The following is a 17,005-nucleotide window of genomic DNA, read 5'->3' on the forward strand; positions in this document are numbered from 1 at the left end:
GGGATATGAACATGAAGAACTTTGCAGCCCTCAGCCTCATGGCGCTGAGCGTGGTCGCGCAGGCGGCCGATAACAGCCACCGCTTGGCCTATTCGAAGGCGGAGAATGTCGAAGTATTCGTCGACCATGCCAGCGGCCAGCCCTGGTGCAGCAGCGCCCTGAACATGCGCTTCGCCTTCGGCGGCGCGGCCAATCAGAACACCCTCGAGCGCCTGCTGCCGAAACTGGGCGGATTGCTCGCCAGCCAGTGCCCACAAGCCGAAAGCCTGAACTGGCAAAGCCTCGACCAGAACGGCCAGCTGCAGGCCCAAGGCAGCGCCAGCAAGAGCGGCGCCTGGCTCGCCCAGGTGACGCCAAGCGCCCCTGCCAGCACAGCGCCTCCTGCCCTGGCAGGCCACACACCGATCCCAGCCACCGCGCCAGCCAGCGTAGCGGCCGATCCGCCAACACAGCCTGCTGCAGCGCCCGCCAGCGCCGCCGCAGCAGCGCCAACTGCCGAGCCAATAGCAGCCGAGCCAATAACTGCCGGGCCAATCGCAGCCGAGCCAATCGTCGAACCAACCGCCACGCAAACAACCGCAGCCCCGGCCGCAACCGTTGCGGCACCGGCGGTTCCGAGCAATGACTTCAGCGTGGCCGGCTGGAAGCCGCCCCTGGAGAGCGACGTGCTCGCCCAGGCCAGCTTCCTGAGCATCATCCAGGATCAGAGCGGCTGCCGCTTTCGCACCAGCTACAAGCAGGAAGGCGACAGCCAGTTCATCCAGGCCGAATCCACCGGCATCAGCTGCGGCCCGGACGGTTTCGCCAGCGGCACGGGACAACTGCTGCTCAAACGTAGCGATGGTGTCGAGCTCAAGCGTATCAAGGCCAGTTTCCATCGCGGCCTGCCGATCAGCGACGGCACTCTCGACCTGCCCGTGGTCGGCTTCGACGAAGAGCAGAACATGCTGCTGTGGCTGAGCAGCGACCCGGTCAACCGCGTGCATTACCTGGTGCGGGCAAAACACAACCGCTATGCCGGCAGCTGGCACCTGGAACAACCGCTGCTACTGGCCCTGACCGACAACGCCGAGCTGTTTCGCCAAGCCGAAAGCATCCGCACCATCCTGTTCGCCCCGCTCGCCCAGCTCGACAAGCAACGGCCCAAGGAAACCTGGATCAGCGCCTACGCCATGCGCGACCTGGACAAGGGCCTGCTCAAGGGCGACCGCGACGCCTGGCTGTACGAGGTCGGATTGCAGCGCAACTACCGCAGCAAACTCTGGGACTTCGACCCCAACCGCGCCAACAACCACCTCTTCGCATTCGAGCGCAAGCAGGCAGAAATCGCCCGCCGCGAAGCCGAGCAGAAGGCGCGCGACGAACAGCGCCTGCGCGAGCAGGTGGCCTACCAGGCTGAAGAGCAGCTACGTCTTTTCGAGGCCATGCAAGAGCAGAGCCGCAATCCGCGCAAGCTGATGGCAAGCCTGATCGACGATGTCGGCCAGGGTTCCGGCTATCGCGCACTGATGCGCGGCGAGGCGCGCGACATCCGTCAGGTCGTGCACATCGACGGCAAACAGGACGACGCCTGGGTTCTGGACTACCCCTATGAGGCCCGACTCAGCGCCGACGACGCCGATCAGCAGCCGGAGAACGGCTGGTACCTGATTCAGGGCAAGGTCAGCCTGGACACCAGCAAGCGCGACGGCCAGGAACTGCCGCTGACATTGATCGCGGCCAATTCGTTGCTGGCCTGCGCAGACCAGGGCTGCGCCGATCTGCGCGACCCGCTCAAGCTCACGCGCCAGCGCCTGAACAATCCCGAGTGGACGCCCGAAGAAGCCAAGAACCAAGTCCGTGCCGCCTGGCCGGATCGTTATCCCCAGGCCCAGGTACAGGAGTGAACCGCATGCCAAAACAACTCAAATTCATCGTACCCGGGGCCGCACTGGTGGTATTGCTTGGCGGCTATTTCGGTCTCAGCCAGGTTGCCGCGAACAGCGCTGAGAGCCGGATCGAAGACTGGCTCTACGACAATGAACTGGACGGCCAGGTCAGCTGGCGGTCGCTGTCCTCGAGCCCGTTTGGCGGCACCGTGGTGCTCGCCGGCGTCGAAGTCATGGGCTCCGCCGGCGCACTCAAAGGTCTGGACCTGAGCATCCAGCGCCTGCAGATCAGCGATCTGGTCAATGAGCGTGAGCGCAAGAGCCTGAGCCTCGATATCCAGGGCATCAGCTTCCCGAACAGCGACAAAGGCCTGGGCCAACAGCTCAACGCGGAAGTCTTCGGCAACCTGCTGCTCGACAGTGGCCGCAGCGAACTGCAACCCTTCGACCTGAAACTGCAGGGGCGCTATGACAATGACGAGCAACAGGCCAGCTACAGCCTGGCGCTGACGTTGCCGGAGTTGCTGGAGATCGAAAGCAGCCAGACCATCGACAGGGTGCGTGACCTCGATAGCCTGTTCAGCGGTGCCGTCGCCCAGGCCTCCAGGCACAGTTCCGTGCTGGCCCGCTCCGGCATCGGCAAGCACCTGGAGGGCGACCTCGACACCGCGCTCAAACGCCTGCTCAGCATCGAGCTGGGCGACAGCGCCTTCAGCCTGCGCGACCTCGGCTACTTCAAGCGCAGCAACGCGCTGCACCAGCGCTATGCCCTGAGCCTCGACCCCACCAGCCAGGATGATGCCGAAACCCAGCGCCAGGCGGCGTTTGCACGGCAGATGCGCAACGAGCAGAAGGGTTGCGAAGACCAGCTGGCGCCGCTCTACCGCGATGCCGAGCAGGCCTGCTCCAGCTGGCTGGCCACCCTCAATGGCCAGAACGAGGGAATCCGCCTGAGCAGTTCGCCGGAGGAACGAGTACGCCTGTCCGACCTGTTCAATGCGGCGCAGCGCCCCGATCGGGCCGAGCGCTTGCTGAGCCGCCTCAACCTGCGCATCGACAGCCTGTGATACCCAGGCTCTCCGTGCTGCGCGCAGAGGGCCTGTTCGCTACCGACAAACCTGCTCGACTGACGAGATAAACAGCATGTCTTATGACTATGGCTCCCAGACCCTGGGAATTCGCAACCCGTTCCGTTTCGAAGGCAGCCTGATTGCAACGCGCGGTGCCCTGGTCGCACTCGGCGGATTTTATGCCCTGTTCCAGGTCGCCGGTCTGGTCAACCGCGGCCGTGACCTGGAAGGCTGGATCTGCGCGGGCCTCGGCCTGCTGCTGGTGATCTGGGGCTTGACCGTATTGGGTCAGGGCCTGCTCAAGGTGTTCCGCTTCTACGTCGGCCGCAACGTGCCGGCCAGCCTGGCGCCGAACCAGGCCGACAGCGCTAGCCGCGATCACAATGCCTATCGCAGCGAAGAACTGCGCGACATGTTGATGGCACGCAAGAACACCACCTTCAAAGAACCGCAAAGCCTGTTCTCCCGCCTGATCCACAGCCTGCTGCCGCGCCTGCTGTTCATGCCGCCGGTGTACCGCGCGCTGGCGGAAAACCTGCTGTTCAGCCTCAGCGTCTCGCTGTTCATGCTGCTCGCCTTCGGCCTGGTCTGGTTCGCCAACGCCACCGGCCTGGCACGCCTGGACAACACGCCGGTGATGGCCTGGCTGGGGCTGCTGCTGACCCTCTACCTGCTCAAACTGTGGCTGGGCATGCGTGAGCCATTCCGCCACTTCAGCCGCGGCGCCATGGACATCAGCCTGCTGCGGATCGGCCTGACCCTGGCCCTGGCGATCCTCCTGCCGGTCGCGCTGGCGTATGTCCACCGCCATGTGCAGGCCATCCCCCGCTTGCCGATCAACACCCTGCCCCACCTGCTGACCCTGCTGCTGCTCGGCGCCATCACCACCGGCCTGGGCCTGTACCTGCTGGCGCAGCGTCTCAAGCTGGCCGAACCGAGCACCGAAGTCTCCGAACACCGCAACAACTGGCAGAAGAACCTGATGCCGCGCGAGCTGTTCATCCACCTGGACTCGCACATCCTGGCCAACCGCCGCCATCGGGAAATCCCCAACCGGATCTATCAGAAATTCGAACCCTCGCTGTGCCAGGAAGGCGGCAGCGAGAAAGGCACCTTCGCCGGGCGCACCCTGGTGGAAACCCAACCGATCCTCAGCGAAATAGCCTATGGCAGCGGCTTCCGCGCCGTTCGCATCGCCACCAGCGGGCTCGGCCAGACGCTGCTGGCGGTAGGTGCCCTGAGCCTGATCGGCCTCAGCGCCGACCTGGCGCGCGTGGCGCACCAGCCCGCACTGCTGAGCGGCCTGATCATGCCCGGCCTGCTGTTGATCTTCGGCACGGTGCTGAGCCGCATGGGCAATGCCTTCTGGGCCGAGATGCAGTTCCGCTCGCTGCTCCTGGAGTTGAGCGTGGAAGGCACCTACACCGAGTCGAAACTCTCCACCGGCACCGGCATCTATGACAGCACCCGCTCGGAGAACACCGTAGTACGCTCGACCATCACGCCCTGGTTCCTGGTCAGCGACCTGCTCACCAGCACCTTCGCCATCACTGGCAACATGAACCTCGAACAGGAACGCCACATCCTCTCGCTGGGCAAGGCCGACGACGCCCTGGACGCGGTACTCGGTGAACTGGAGGAGTTCTTCGCCAGCCGCCAGACCATCGCCGGCATCAACGAGGTGGATCTGCAGTCGGCCAGCCAGATCTACCAGATGAACGAGCAGACCCGCGCCCTACCCGCCCAGCCGACGACCCTCGCGCTGCCGGCCGAACAGGCCGCCGGCTCGATCGCCCGCACAGAAGAACAAGGCGCAACCACCTGAAGGCCCAACCTACTCCGGCGCCGACCACAGCTGTTGCAGCCGGGTCAGCGCCTGGGCCGCCCCCATTTGCACATGCACATCGACGACAGCGCTCAGATCGCCGCGGGCGGGGTTGATCTCGACGGTGAAACCGCCCGCCTGACGGGTGCGCAGCACTGGCTCGACGATATAGGGGAAGCTGGCGCTGGTGCCGATGCTGACGACCGCCTCGAAGCCTTTGCCCAGCTCGGTATACAGGCTGTCGATGGCCTGCTCCGGGAGCATTTCCTCGAACAGCACCACCGGCGGACGCAGGATGCCGCCGCACTGCCCGCACCTGGGCGGCAACGGCCGGCTCAGGTGCTCGGCCAATTGCGCATCGATGGCGCCGCAGGATTGGCAATACAGCGGCGCCAGCTCGCCGTGGATCTCGATCAGGCGCTCCGGCGGGCTGCCGGCGGCGCGGTGATAGCCGTCGATATTCTGGGTCAGCACCCAACACTGGGGTTTCAAACGCTGCAACTCGGCGATGGCGTAGTGCCCGGCATTGGCCCGGGCGCCGAGGCAGGCTTTGCCCAGTTCGGCCAGGTACTTCCAACACAGCGCCGGGTCGCGCTGCAGCATGGATCCGGAAAGCGCCGCCTCGATCGGCAGGCCTTCGGCGGTCTGGCCGTTGTACAGGCCGCCGATACCGCGGTAGGTCGGCAAGCCGGAGTCGGCGGACAGACCGGCGCCGGTAATGATCAGGATGCGCTCGGCCGCCACTATGGCCTGGGCGACACGGGCAATGACCTCGTCCATCTCAAGCGCTCCCGCGTAGGGCGGACGACGCTCTTTTCGTCCACCGCCATATCAACAGGTGGATGGAGAAAGCGTCATCCACCCTACCTTTTCAATGATTGACCGTGTACGCCAGCATCATCGACAACTGGCACAGCGGCCGACCGCTCTGCGCCTGCCACTGATTGAACGCCGCCTGCACCGCGGCGCGGTCTTTCAGGCTGGTCGGCACCTTGTCGACGATGCCCTGCGCCTTGAGCGCGGCGACCATGTCATCGCTGGGAATAAAGGTGTCCTTGCCGACCATGCGCAGGAAACGCGGTGCGGACAAACCGCCCAGCTGGCTGCCGTGCTTGGCCAGGTATGTCCATAAGCCGACGATATCGTTCACTGGCCAGTCGGCGATGAACGCGCCGAAGCTGCCGTGGGCACGGGTTATATCCAGCACCAGCTGGGCATTGCGCGGCACGCTCTTGAGCTTGCCCAGATGGCGGATGATGCGCGCATCCTGCATCAGGTTTTCCAGGTGCTCGGCGCTCATCAGCACGACTTTTTCCGGATCGAAAGCGAAAAACACCTGCTCGAACGCCGGCCACTTGGCGTCGACCAGGCTGTGCTTGAGGCCGGCGCGGAAGACCCGCAGGCTGATGGTGGAGAGATAACGGTCATCGCTCAACGCGCGCAACTCGGCAGCGCTGCGCGGTTGCGGCAAGTGCGCTTCCAGCGCCGCAACCGAGCCGAAGCGGTTCAGACAGTATTCGTTCAGCCATTGGTAGTCGCGCATCGTCTCTCGCCTTTGCTCGTCGCTGGCAGCCTGGCGCGGCCCTACAGGTTCATCACATTGACGAAGCGCGAGGCGGCGCTGTCGTCAATCTTGAGGTTCTTGAAGTCGAACAGGTTGCGGTCGGCCAGTTGCGAGGGCACCACATTCTGCAAGGCGCGGAACATGATCTCGGTACGCCCCGGCGACTTGCGTTCCCATTCATGCAGCATCTCCTTGACCACCTGGCGCTGCAGGTTCTCCTGCGAGCCGCAGAGGTTGCACGGAATGATCGGGAAGTCCTTGAGCCTGCTGTAGGCCTCGATATCGTTTTCGCCGCAGTAGGCCAACGGGCGGATCACCACGTTGCGCCCATCGTCGGCGCGCAGTTTCGGCGGCATGGCCTTGAGGGTGCCGCCGTAGAACATGTTGAGGAAGAACGTTTCCAGGATGTCGTCGCGATGATGCCCCAGGGCCATCTTGGTCGCGCCTATTTCGTCGGCGAAGGTATACAGGGTGCCACGGCGCAGACGGGAGCACAGCGAACAGGTGGTCTTGCCTTCCGGGATTATCTCCTTGACCACCGAATAGGTGTCTTTTTCGACGATGTGGTACGGCACACCGATGGACTTCAGGTAATCCGGCAACACATGTTCGGGGAAACCTGGCTGTTTCTGATCCATATTTACCGCGACTATCTCGAACTTGATCGGCGCGACCTTCTGCATATGCAGCAGCACGTCGAGCATGGTGTAGCTGTCCTTGCCCCCGGACAGGCAGACCATGACCTTGTCGCCGTCCTCGATCATGTTGAAGTCGGCAATGGCTTCGCCGGCCTGACGGCGCAGGCGTTTTTGCAGTTTGTTCTGATTGACCGAGAGACTACCCATGGTGCGCTGGAATCCGGAGGCTTACTAAAGTGCGGCATTTTACCTAGAAAGCGCGGCGCGCCCCACCCCAATCACGCTGAATGTTAGGGTCTGTTGCCGTTTCATCGCGACCGCGCCGGAGCCTGTTTTAGCGCGAGGCAAGGCACGAGACGCGAAGTTTGGTTGTTCCAAATGAGTGTCGAGAAACGCAGCATCGCGCTAAAACAGGCCCGGCCCTGCGGGTTGCGCGGAAAATCTCGCCATGCGTTGTTGTAGGACTTGGCAAGGGAACAACCATTACCGGCGTCCTACGCCTAGCCTGGCGAGATTTTTCGCGGCAACGCGGCTTGCGCTGAAACGGCAACAGACCCTAGGCTCGGTTAATGAACGACGAACTCGACCCCGCTGCCGATCTGGCCGAACACCTGTACCAGTTGCTGCAGGACGCCCCTGCCGGGATTGGCGAATACCAGTTGATCCAGCAGTTGAAAGATCGCCACTGCACGCACATCCCCCATCTGCCGTTGACCGACAACCTGGTGCTGTTTCGCACCCACTTCCTGGTATTCAACGCCCTGTACCGGCTGCGCGAACGGTTATGCAGCGAGCAACTCGGCTTTGTCCAGATCAGCCCGCTGCACATCCAGCTGCTGCCTTACCAGGCCGGTAGTGCCGAACTGAGCGAACACGACCCGCTACGCGACTATTACCTGGATCTCAGCCAGTTGAGCGACACCGACGAACAGGCTGTGGAGAAGCTGCTGGCCAGTTTCTGGACACGCATGCAAGGCGGCGAGGAAAAGCGCGCAGCACTGGAGCTGTTTGAACTGAGCGAAAGCCAGCAACCCCTCAATCTCGGGCTTATCAAGTATCGCTACCGGCAACTGGTCAGCCAGCACCATCCGGATCGCGGCGGCAGCACTGCGCGCCTGCAATCGATCAATAAAGCCATGGAAATTCTAGAACGCTATTACGACTGATATTCAGATACCCATTTGCTCTAAAACCAGCCCCTTCATCAACCCCGGCCTCCGCCTATACTGCGACATATGGTCGCATAGGTTCGGCTTAATACCCGGTAGCGCTGCATACGTGCGCCGGGCACTTCGCTGGGGGGCGATCACATAACAAGAGGAGGTGTCTGGCATGATCCATCACGTTTGGGGGCTCTTCACCCATCCCGATCAGGAATGGCAAGAAATTCGTGGCGAAGAAGAAACCATCAGCCACATGTACCTCACCCACATCCTGGTGCTCGCTGCAGTTCCGGCGGTTTCGGCCTTTCTCGGTACCACCCAGGTTGGCTGGTCCATCGGTGATCAGGCACCGGTAATGCTGACCCAAGCCAGCGCATTGCAAATGACCATCATGACCTACCTGGCGATGCTCGCCGGTGTTGCGGTGATGGGCGCCTTCATTCACTGGATGGCACGCACCTATGACGCCAGCCCCAACCTGACCCAATGCATCGTATTCGCCGCTTATACCGCGACGCCCTTGTTCGTCGCTGGCCTGGCGGCACTCTATCCAAATATGTGGCTGGCCATGGTGGTGGGAACGCTGGCCATCAGTTACACCGTCTACCTGCTCTATGTGGGCATACCCACCTTCATGAACATCCCCGAAGATGAGGGTTTCATGTTCTCCAGCTCGGTGCTGGCGGTTGGCCTGGTGGTGCTGGTGGCGATGATCGCCAGCTCGGTGATTCTCTGGGGGCTTGGGGTAGGCCCGGTGTATACCAGCTAAAACATGGCGCGCGCGCAGACAGTACGGAACCACCTTGCGGTGGTTCCGTCGTTTTAGGGCTGCCGTAGCGGCTCGGCTTAGGCATAATCGCGCCGTCATCCTCAGGCCGCGCCCATGCCCGAACACATCCTCGCCCGCGTCGAAACCTGTTACCAGCAGGCCGAAGCTTTTTTCAAACAGCGTTTTGCCCGTGCCGAGGTGAGTTTCAAACTGCGCGGGCAAAAAGCCGGGGTGGCGCACCTGACGGAAAACAAGCTGCGCTTCAACCCGCAGTTGTATCGGGAAAACCGCGAAGACTTCCTCAAGCAGACGGTGGCCCACGAAGTGGCGCACCTGATCGCCCACCAACTGTTTGGCCTGACGATCCAGCCGCATGGCGAGGAATGGCAACTGATCATGCGCGGCGTCTACGAACTGCCGCCAAACCGCTGCCATAGCTATGACGTCAAACGCCGCCAGGTCAGCCGCTTCATTTACCGCTGCAGCTGCCCTCAGGGCGACTTCCCCTTCTCCGCCCAACGCCATGCCCTGGTCGGCAAAGGCCGGCGCTACTTCTGCCGGCGCTGCAAGGTGATCCTGAGCTTTACCGGCGAACAGCGGCTGGAGTGAACGACTCTTTCTCCGGAAAATCGATCACCAACGGCAAGCCATCACTTTAAGCAAACCTCGCCCCAGAGCTGGGCTCAGCTCACCTGCACGGCGTACTCCGGCCCCCTTACAGATGTTTTACAACTGTAAAGAGTCTCGCGTTACAGGTGCATTACGACGCCCTGTAAGAGCGCCGCCAAACACCTTATAAAATTCTTAATAAACAACATCTTATGCACGAATAAGAGCATTGGCACGCAAGCTGCTCAAGGGTTATCGAGAGAGAAAAACAGTCCTCTCGACCAATAACAATGAGCGCCGGCCACGTCTGTCCCACCAGCAGGATGTGCCGGCAACAGCCTGGAGCACTGCCATGCATGACTCTCCCAGCCCTCACACCGGCTTCACGCGCCGGCGCTTCATGTCCCTTTCCGGCCAGTCCCTGCTCGCCCTCGGCGCCACGGCCGTGGCCGCGCAACTGATCCCGGTCACCCTGCTCGCCGATGAGGCACTGCCCGCCCTGCCCCAGGGCCTGCTGCGCATGGGCCGCGACATCTACCCGCATGACCGCCTGAACGATCTGCACTACGCCAAGCCACTGGCCGAACTGGTGGCCAAACAACCCGAGCTGATCGCCGACGGTCTGCGCGAGCTGCAGGCCAGCGCCGAGCGGCGTCACGGCCAGCCCTTCGAAGGCCTCAACACGGAAATCGATCGGGTCGCCCTGCTGCGCGAGATCGAAACCGGGCCGTTCTTTCGTGCCGTGCGCAACGCCCTGATGTTCGGCCTCTACGACAACCCGGCGCTGTTCCCGCTGTTCGGCTACGAAGGCTCCTCGGTGGAGAAAGGCGGCTACCTGGCGCGCGGTTACAACGACCTCGACTGGCTCTGACCCACGCCTGACCAATCGCAGCTCATCCAATTCCAACAACGAGGGGAACACCCCATGGCAGCGAAATTCGCACAAGACGACGGCGACGTCGTGGTCATCATCGGCTCCGGTGCCGGCGGCGGCACCCTGGCCCACGCCCTGGCCAAGCAGGGCATCCGCAGCGTGGTGCTGGAAGCCGGCAAGCGCTTCGAAATGGCCGACATCGAGAACGATGAATGGGCGATGTTCAACAAGATTTCCTGGCTCGACAAACGCATTGCCACCGGCGGCTGGGACATCGCGCAGAACCATCCCAACCTGCCGGCCTGGATCGTCAAGGCAGTCGGCGGCAGCACCGTGCACTGGGCCGGCGTGGCCCTGCGCTTTCGCGATTTCGAGTTCCGCATGCGCACGGAAAATGGCGAGATCAAGGGCGCCAACCTGCTCGACTGGCCGCTCGGCTACGAGGAGCTGGAACCCTGGTACGTCAAGGCCGAGCGGCATATGGGCGTGACCGGCCCCAGCACCGGCATGCCCTATCACCAGTGGCACAACTCCTTCAAGGTGCTGGCCGAGGGCGCCAAACGGGTCGGCTACCAGGAAATCCAATCCGGCCCCATGGCGATCAACACCCAGGCCTACGACGGCCGGCCGGGCTGCCAGCAGATCGGTTTCTGCATGCAGGGCTGCCGCATCGGGGCCAAGTGGTCGACCCTCTACACCGACATTCCGCGCGCCGAAGCCACCGGCCACTGCGAGGTACGCCCGCAGTCCATGGTTCTGCGCATCGAGCATGACGCCCGCGGCAAAGTCAATGCGGTGGTCTACGCCGACGCCCAGGGCCGCCAGCAGCGGCAGAAGGCGCGCGTGGTGTGCGTGGCCGGCAACTCCATCGAGTCGCCACGCCTGCTGCTCAATTCCGAGTCCTCGACCTTCAAGGACGGCCTGGCCAACTCCTCCGGCCAGGTCGGGCGCAATTACATGACCCACACCACCGCCGGCATCTACGCCACCCTGCCCAAGCCGGTGCACATGTACCGCGGCACCACCTGCGCCGGGGTGATCTCCGACGAGTCGTACAACGACCCCGCGCGCGGCTTCATCGGCGGTTACCGCCTGGAGGTGCTGTCGCTCGGCCTGCCGTTCATGTCCGCTTTTCTCGACCCGACGCCACAGGGCTGGGGTCGCGCCTTCGCCTCGAAGATGGAGCGCTACGACCACATGTCCGGGGTCTGGCTGTGTGGCGAGGATCTGCCCATGGAGGGCAACCGCATCACCCTGCACGCCAGCGAGAAGGACCAGTACGGCCTGCCGGTACCGGTGGTGAACAAGGACGACCATGCCTTCGACGTCGCCATGCGCGAGCACGGCATCGAGCAGACCCGCAAGTGCTACGAGGCGGTCGGCGCCACCGAAGTGATCCGCCTGCCGTCCTACCCGGCCAGCCACAACATGGGCACCAACCGCATGAGCGCCAAGGCCGCCGACGGGGTGGTCAACAAGTGGGGGCAGAGCCACGACATCCCCAACCTGTTCGTCTCCGATGGCAGCCAGTTCACCACCAGCGGCGGCCAGAACCCGACCCTGACCATCGTCGCCCTGGCCCTGCGCCAGGCCGAGTACATCGGCACGCAGCTCAGCCAGCGTGCCCTCTGACAGAAACAATGGAGCCCAGCACATGACCGTACCAAGCAACGCACAGCGCCTCTGGATGTTCGAGCAGATGCTCGTCAGCCGCTACCTGGAGGAGTCCATCGAGCGCATCTATATGGAAGGTAAGACCCCGGTATTCAACATGGCCAACGGGCCGATTCCCGGCGAAATGCACCTGTCCAACGGCCAGGAGCCCTGCGCCGTCGGCGTCTGCGCGCACCTGAATGCCGAGGACATCGTCACCGCCACCCACCGCCCGCACCACATCGCCGTGGCCAAGGGTGTGCATCTCAATGAGATGGTCGCGGAAATCTTCGGCAAGAAGACCGGCCTGTCCGGCGGCCGCGGCGGCCATATGCACCTGTTCGATGCCCGGGTGAACTTCTCCTGCTCGGGGATCATCGCCGAAGGCATGGGTCCGGCCGTGGGCGCGGCGCTGTCGCGCCAGCTGCAGGACAAGCCGGGCGTGGCGGTGGCCTTTATCGGCGAGGGCGCGGCCAACCAGGGCGCCTTCCACGAGACGCTGAACCTCGCCGCCCTGTGGAAGCTGCCGGTGGTGTTCGTCATCGAGGACAACGCCTGGGGCATCTCGGTGGCCAAGCAGGCCTCCACCGCGATCGAGCGTAACTACCTGCGCGCGGCGGCCTACGGCATGCCTGGGGTGTTCGTCCCCGGCAACGACGCCGACGCCATCTTCGCCGCTGCGTCTGCTGCCATCGAGCGCGCCCGCGCCGGTGGCGGGCCGAGCCTGATCGAGATCGAGACCTCGCGCCTGGCCGGCCACTTCATGGGCGACGGCGAGCAGTACCGCCCGGCCGGCGAGAAGGAAGCGCTGCAGGCCAAGGATCCGATTCCCGCCTACCGCCAGCGCCTGCTCGAGCTGGGCGTGCTGGACGAGCGCGGCGCCGAGGAGATCGCCGCGCGCGCCCGCGGGCGGGTCGACGAGGCCGTGCTGTTCGCCCGCGAAAGCCCCTACCCGGCCCCCGAAGAGGCGCTGGAAAAGGTGTTCGTTTGAACGTCGTGTCCGCACGCGCATACCAACAGACAGAAAGGATGTGCTTATGAATCAGCAAGCCAGTATGACCGCCGCGGTATGGCATGGACGCCGCGACATCCGCCTGGAACAGGTTGCCCTTCCCGGCACGCCGCCACCCGGTTGGGTGCAGATCAAGGTGCACTGGTGCGGCATCTGCGGCTCCGACTTGCATGAATACCTGGCCGGGCCGGTGTTTATCCCGATGGACAGCCCGCATCCGCTCACAGGGTTGCAGGGGCAATGCATCCTCGGCCATGAGTTCAGCGGCGAGATAGTCGCCCTGGGCGAAGGCGTCAGTGACTTTGCCTGCGGCGAGCGGGTGGCGGCCGATGCCTGCCAGCACTGCGGCCAGTGCCTGTTCTGTCGGCAGGGCCAGTACAACCTGTGCGAGAACCTGGCCTTCACCGGGCTGATGAACAACGGCGCCTTCGCCGAGTTGGTCAATGTACCGGCCAACCTGCTGTACCGGCTGCCGGAGGGATTCCCCAGCGAAGCCGGGGCGTTGATCGAACCGCTGGCCGTGGGCATGCATGCGGTGAAAAAGGCCGGCAGCCTGCGCGACCAGACCGTGGTGGTGGTCGGTGCCGGCACCATCGGCCTGTGCACCATCATGTGCGCCAAGGCCGCGGGCGCCTCGCGCATCATCGCCCTGGAGATGTCCGCCGCACGCAAGGCCAAGGCCCTGGAAGTCGGCGCCAGCCACGTCATCGATCCCAGCGAGTGCGACGCCGTCGCCGCCGTGCGCGAACTCAGCGAGGGCTACGGAGCCGCGGTTTCCTTCGAGTGCATCGGTCACAAAGCCACGGCCAAGCTGGCCATCGACGTGATTCGCAAGGCCGGGCGCTGCGTGATGGTCGGCATCTTCGAGGAGCCCAGCGAGTTCAACTTCTTCGAGATCGTCGCCACCGAGAAACAGGTCATCGGCTCGCTCGCCTATGCCGGCGAATTCGCCGACGTGATCGAGCTGATCGCCGACGGCCGCATCGATGTCACGCCTTTGATCACCGGGCGGATCGGCCTGCAGCAGATCATCGAGCAGGGCTTCGAAGAGCTGGTGAACAACAAGGACCACAACGTCAAGATCATCGTCAGCCCCAGCCCGCTGGCGAGCTGACCGGCCAAGAAATCCAGGAGACAACCATGACCACAGCAGTCAAACAACGCAAACTCACCGTCGCCCGCGCCATGGCCGAGGCGGTGGCCCAGGAAATGCGCCTCGATCCCCGCGTGTTCGTGATGGGCGAGGACATCGGCCCGCTCGGCGGGGTATTCGGCAACACCCGCGGCCTGCATGAAGAATTCGGCGGTGCGCGGGTACGCGACACGCCGATCTCCGAGACCGCCTTTATCGGCGCCGCGGTGGGCGCGGCCTCCGATGGCATGCGCCCGATCGTCGAGCTGATGTTCGTCGACTTCTTCGGCGTGTGCATGGACGCCATCTACAATCTGATGGCGAAGAACACCTACTTCTCCGGCGGCAAGGTCAGGGTGCCGATGGTGCTGATGGCCTCCACCGGCGCCGGCTATTCCGATGCCGGCCAGCACTCGCAGTGCCTGTACGCCACCTTCGCCCACCTGCCGGGGATGAAGGTGGTGGTGCCGAGCAACGCCTATGACGCCAAGGGCCTGATGACCGCGGCGATCCGCGACGACAACCCGGTGATCTTCCTGTTCCACAAGGCCCTGCAGGGCATGGGCTGGCTGGGCACCGAGAAAGGCGCCACGGTGGCGGTACCGGAGGAACCCTACTGCCTGGAGATCGGCAAGGCCAAGACCCTGCGCGAGGGCACGGATGTGTCCATCGTCAGCCTCGGCGTCGGCGTGCACCACGCCCTGCGCGCGGCCCAGCAGCTGGCACAGGACGGCGTCAGCGCCGAGGTCATCGACCTGCGCAGCCTGGTACCTCTGGACCGCGACCACGTGATCGCCTCGGTGCGCAAGACCGGCCGGCTGATCGTGGTCGACGAGGACTATCACAGCTTCGGCGTCAGCGGCGAGATCATCGCCAGCGTGGTCGAGCACGACATCGGCATGCTCAAGGCGCGGCCGCAGCGGGTGGCCTTCCCGGACATCCCAATCCCCTTCACCCCGGTCATGGAGCAATGGGCCCTACCCAATGCCGAGAAGATTGTGGCCGCTTACCAACAGATGCACGAGGAACACAACCGATGAGTACTCCCATCCTGATTGCCGACGATCTCTGGGACGGCGACGCCGAAGCGGTGATCACCTCTTGGCTGGTCAGCGACGGCGCCGAGGTCGGCCAGGGCGACCTGGTCGCCGAGATCATGTCCGAGAAGGCCCAGTTCGAGATCGAGGCGCCGGCCGCTGGCGTGCTGAAGATCCTCGAGGAAGAAGACGCGGTGATCGCCAAGGGCGCGACCATCGGCCGGGTGGAGTAGCCCATGACTGCCATGACACAAACCGCGGATTGCCTGCCGGGCACGACTACAGTGCCGCTCAAGGGCATGCGCAAGATGATCGCGGCGAAGATGCACGAGAGCCTGCACAGTTCCGCCCAGCTCACCCACCACGCCGAGTGCGAACTGACCGCGCTGCAGGCGCGGCGCGCGCGCTTGAAGGCGGCCGGCAGTGCGGTGTCGTTGCAGGATCTATTGCTGCACCAGATCGTCCAGACCCTGGGCGCGCACCCGAGCCTCAACGCCACCCTGCAGGACAACCAGATCACCCGCTATCAGGCGGTGCACCTGGGCCTGGCCATCCCGCTGCCCGGTGACCTGCTGGTGGCGCCGGCGCTGTTCGACGCCGACCAGCTGGATGCCGAGCAACTGGCCGAGGCGCGCCGCGCCCTGGTCGACAAGGCCCAGGCCGGCAAGCTGTCGGTCAGGGAGCTGACCGGTGCGACCATCACGGTATCCAACCTGGGCCTGTCGCGGGTACGCTTCTTTACCCCTATCCTCAATGTGCCGCAGGTGGCGATCATCGGCATCGGCGGCAGCCAGCGGCGCTTGCAGCGCGAGGCCGATGGCACCCTGGTGGAACGGGACTTCATGGGCTTGTCGCTGACCTTCGATCACCGTGCGGTGAACGGCGCGCCGGCGGCGGACTTTCTCGATGACCTGTGCCGGCGACTGGAAAACGAAGAGGTGACATGACAAGCATACAGCGACTGCCGGTCGAAGCCGGTCTGGATGCGGAACGGCAGTTGTTGGATCGGGTGCATGGCGGCGCCCTCGACTGCGGCCTGCTGTTCTGGCGGCCGCTGGATGCCGCGCTGGTGATGCCGCGCCGACTCAACCGCCTGGACGGCTTCGCGGCTGCCGAGGCGGACTGTGCCGCGCAGGGCTGGCCGGTAGCCCTGCGCGACACCGGCGGCGAGCCGGTGCCGCAATCGGCGGCGGTGCTCAACGTGGCCCTGGCCTATGCCGTGCCAGCCAGCGACAACGAACAGAAACGCATCGAAACCGCCTACCTGCGCCTGTGCGAACCGCTGCGCGCCTGGCTTCGCGGCCTGGGCCTAGATCCCGGCCTGGGCGAAGTGGACGGCGCCTTCTGCGACGGCCGCTACAACGTCACCCTGGGTGGGCGCAAACTGGTCGGCACCGCGCAACGCTGGCGTCGCCGGCCGAGCGACGGGCGTCACGTGTGCCTGGCCCATGCCGCGGTGCTGCTGGAGAACCAGCGCCAGTCGATGGTCGAGGCGGTCAATACTTTCTATGCCGGCTGCGCACTGCCGAGCCGTTGCCGGGTCGCCAGCCATGTGGCGCTGGAGGAATTGCTCGAGGATGTCTGGCCGGCTACCGATGGCCTGCTGGGTTGCTACCGGCAGCAGTTTCAGACGATGGGATTGGTGCTGTCACCGTAGAAGGCCCGGGCCGCACCCTACGGCCCCCTCACCCTAACTCTCTCTTAGCCGGCCGCCCCCCAAAAGGGCGAGGGGACTCATCAGCGTAAGCCCTGCAATCTGTAGGAGCGGTCCATGACCGCGAAAGTGTCTGG

The 17,005-nt window shown here is 64.2% G+C and carries 17 protein-coding genes; 14 read left to right on the plus strand and 3 right to left on the minus strand.

The window, feature by feature from the left end; genetic code table 11:
- The first annotated feature begins 11 nt into the window (after nt 1-11).
- The 3 genes from P8H27_RS14105 to P8H27_RS14115 all read left to right on the plus strand — a co-directional run bounded on the left by P8H27_RS14105 (nt 12) and on the right by P8H27_RS14115 (nt 4,763).
- Nucleotides 12-1,886, plus strand: a complete 1,875-nt coding sequence (locus P8H27_RS14105; protein WP_289638204.1) for a hypothetical protein — start codon at nt 12-14, stop codon at nt 1,884-1,886.
- A gap of 5 nt (nt 1,887-1,891) precedes the next feature.
- Nucleotides 1,892-2,935, plus strand: coding sequence for a hypothetical protein (locus P8H27_RS14110; RefSeq protein ID WP_289638205.1), 1,044 nt, complete (start codon nt 1,892-1,894; stop codon nt 2,933-2,935).
- A gap of 76 nt (nt 2,936-3,011) precedes the next feature.
- Complete coding sequence (locus tag P8H27_RS14115) at nt 3,012-4,763, plus strand: hypothetical protein (protein ID WP_289638206.1); 1,752 nt, start codon at nt 3,012-3,014, stop codon at nt 4,761-4,763.
- 9 nt (nt 4,764-4,772) lie between these two features.
- On the opposite strand, the gene P8H27_RS14120 is transcribed toward P8H27_RS14115, so the two are convergent.
- The 3 genes from P8H27_RS14120 to ttcA form a co-directional block, all read right to left on the minus strand.
- Nucleotides 4,773-5,543, minus strand: a complete 771-nt coding sequence (locus tag P8H27_RS14120) for an NAD-dependent deacylase (RefSeq protein WP_289638207.1) — start codon at nt 5,541-5,543, stop codon at nt 4,773-4,775.
- A gap of 91 nt (nt 5,544-5,634) precedes the next feature.
- Nucleotides 5,635-6,306 (minus strand): DNA-3-methyladenine glycosylase I, encoded by a 672-nt coding sequence (locus P8H27_RS14125; RefSeq protein WP_289638208.1) that lies wholly within the window; start codon nt 6,304-6,306, stop codon nt 5,635-5,637.
- Nucleotides 6,307-6,347: 41 nt separating this feature from the next.
- The gene (gene ttcA / locus P8H27_RS14130; protein WP_289638209.1) at nt 6,348-7,172 is read right to left on the minus strand and encodes a tRNA 2-thiocytidine(32) synthetase TtcA; all 825 of its coding nucleotides are present in this window, start codon (nt 7,170-7,172) and stop codon (nt 6,348-6,350) included.
- A 362-nt stretch (nt 7,173-7,534) separates the two neighbouring features.
- Between ttcA and P8H27_RS14135 the strand changes: the two genes are divergently transcribed.
- From P8H27_RS14135 to P8H27_RS14185, 11 genes are all read left to right on the plus strand, one after another.
- Nucleotides 7,535-8,131: a DNA-J related domain-containing protein gene (locus P8H27_RS14135; RefSeq protein WP_289638210.1), complete on the plus strand. Its 597-nt coding sequence runs from the start codon at nt 7,535-7,537 to the stop codon at nt 8,129-8,131.
- A gap of 166 nt (nt 8,132-8,297) precedes the next feature.
- Complete coding sequence (locus P8H27_RS14140; protein ID WP_289638211.1) at nt 8,298-8,897, plus strand: Yip1 family protein; 600 nt, start codon at nt 8,298-8,300, stop codon at nt 8,895-8,897.
- A 114-nt stretch (nt 8,898-9,011) separates the two neighbouring features.
- Nucleotides 9,012-9,506, plus strand: a complete 495-nt coding sequence (locus P8H27_RS14145; protein WP_289638212.1) for a SprT family zinc-dependent metalloprotease — start codon at nt 9,012-9,014, stop codon at nt 9,504-9,506.
- Between the two features lie 352 nt (nt 9,507-9,858).
- The gene (locus P8H27_RS14150) at nt 9,859-10,377 is read left to right on the plus strand and encodes a transcriptional initiation protein Tat (protein WP_289638213.1); all 519 of its coding nucleotides are present in this window, start codon (nt 9,859-9,861) and stop codon (nt 10,375-10,377) included.
- 54 nt (nt 10,378-10,431) lie between these two features.
- Nucleotides 10,432-12,012 (plus strand): GMC family oxidoreductase, encoded by a 1,581-nt coding sequence (locus tag P8H27_RS14155; protein WP_289638214.1) that lies wholly within the window; start codon nt 10,432-10,434, stop codon nt 12,010-12,012.
- Nucleotides 12,013-12,034: 22 nt separating this feature from the next.
- The gene (locus tag P8H27_RS14160) at nt 12,035-13,024 is read left to right on the plus strand and encodes a thiamine pyrophosphate-dependent dehydrogenase E1 component subunit alpha (RefSeq protein WP_289638215.1); all 990 of its coding nucleotides are present in this window, start codon (nt 12,035-12,037) and stop codon (nt 13,022-13,024) included.
- Between the two features lie 64 nt (nt 13,025-13,088).
- Nucleotides 13,089-14,159: a 2,3-butanediol dehydrogenase gene (locus tag P8H27_RS14165; RefSeq protein WP_289638264.1), complete on the plus strand. Its 1,071-nt coding sequence runs from the start codon at nt 13,089-13,091 to the stop codon at nt 14,157-14,159.
- A 26-nt stretch (nt 14,160-14,185) separates the two neighbouring features.
- Entirely contained in the window at nt 14,186-15,217 is a 1,032-nt protein-coding gene (locus P8H27_RS14170; protein ID WP_289638216.1) for an alpha-ketoacid dehydrogenase subunit beta, read from the plus strand.
- On the plus strand, nt 15,214-15,447 hold the full coding sequence (locus tag P8H27_RS14175; RefSeq protein WP_289638217.1) for a lipoyl domain-containing protein: 234 nt from the start codon (nt 15,214-15,216) through the stop codon (nt 15,445-15,447). The genes P8H27_RS14170 and P8H27_RS14175 overlap by 4 nt, the downstream gene beginning before the upstream one ends.
- A 12-nt stretch (nt 15,448-15,459) precedes the next feature.
- The gene (locus tag P8H27_RS14180) at nt 15,460-16,161 is read left to right on the plus strand and encodes a 2-oxo acid dehydrogenase subunit E2 (protein WP_308446824.1); all 702 of its coding nucleotides are present in this window, start codon (nt 15,460-15,462) and stop codon (nt 16,159-16,161) included.
- Nucleotides 16,158-16,871, plus strand: a complete 714-nt coding sequence (locus tag P8H27_RS14185) for a lipoate--protein ligase family protein (RefSeq protein WP_289638219.1) — start codon at nt 16,158-16,160, stop codon at nt 16,869-16,871. Before P8H27_RS14180 ends, P8H27_RS14185 begins: the two co-directional genes overlap by 4 nt.
- Nucleotides 16,872-17,005 lie beyond the last annotated feature (134 nt).

This window comes from Pseudomonas sp. sp1636 (genome assembly GCF_030376615.1).
Lineage (GTDB): Bacteria > Pseudomonadota > Gammaproteobacteria > Pseudomonadales > Pseudomonadaceae > Aquipseudomonas.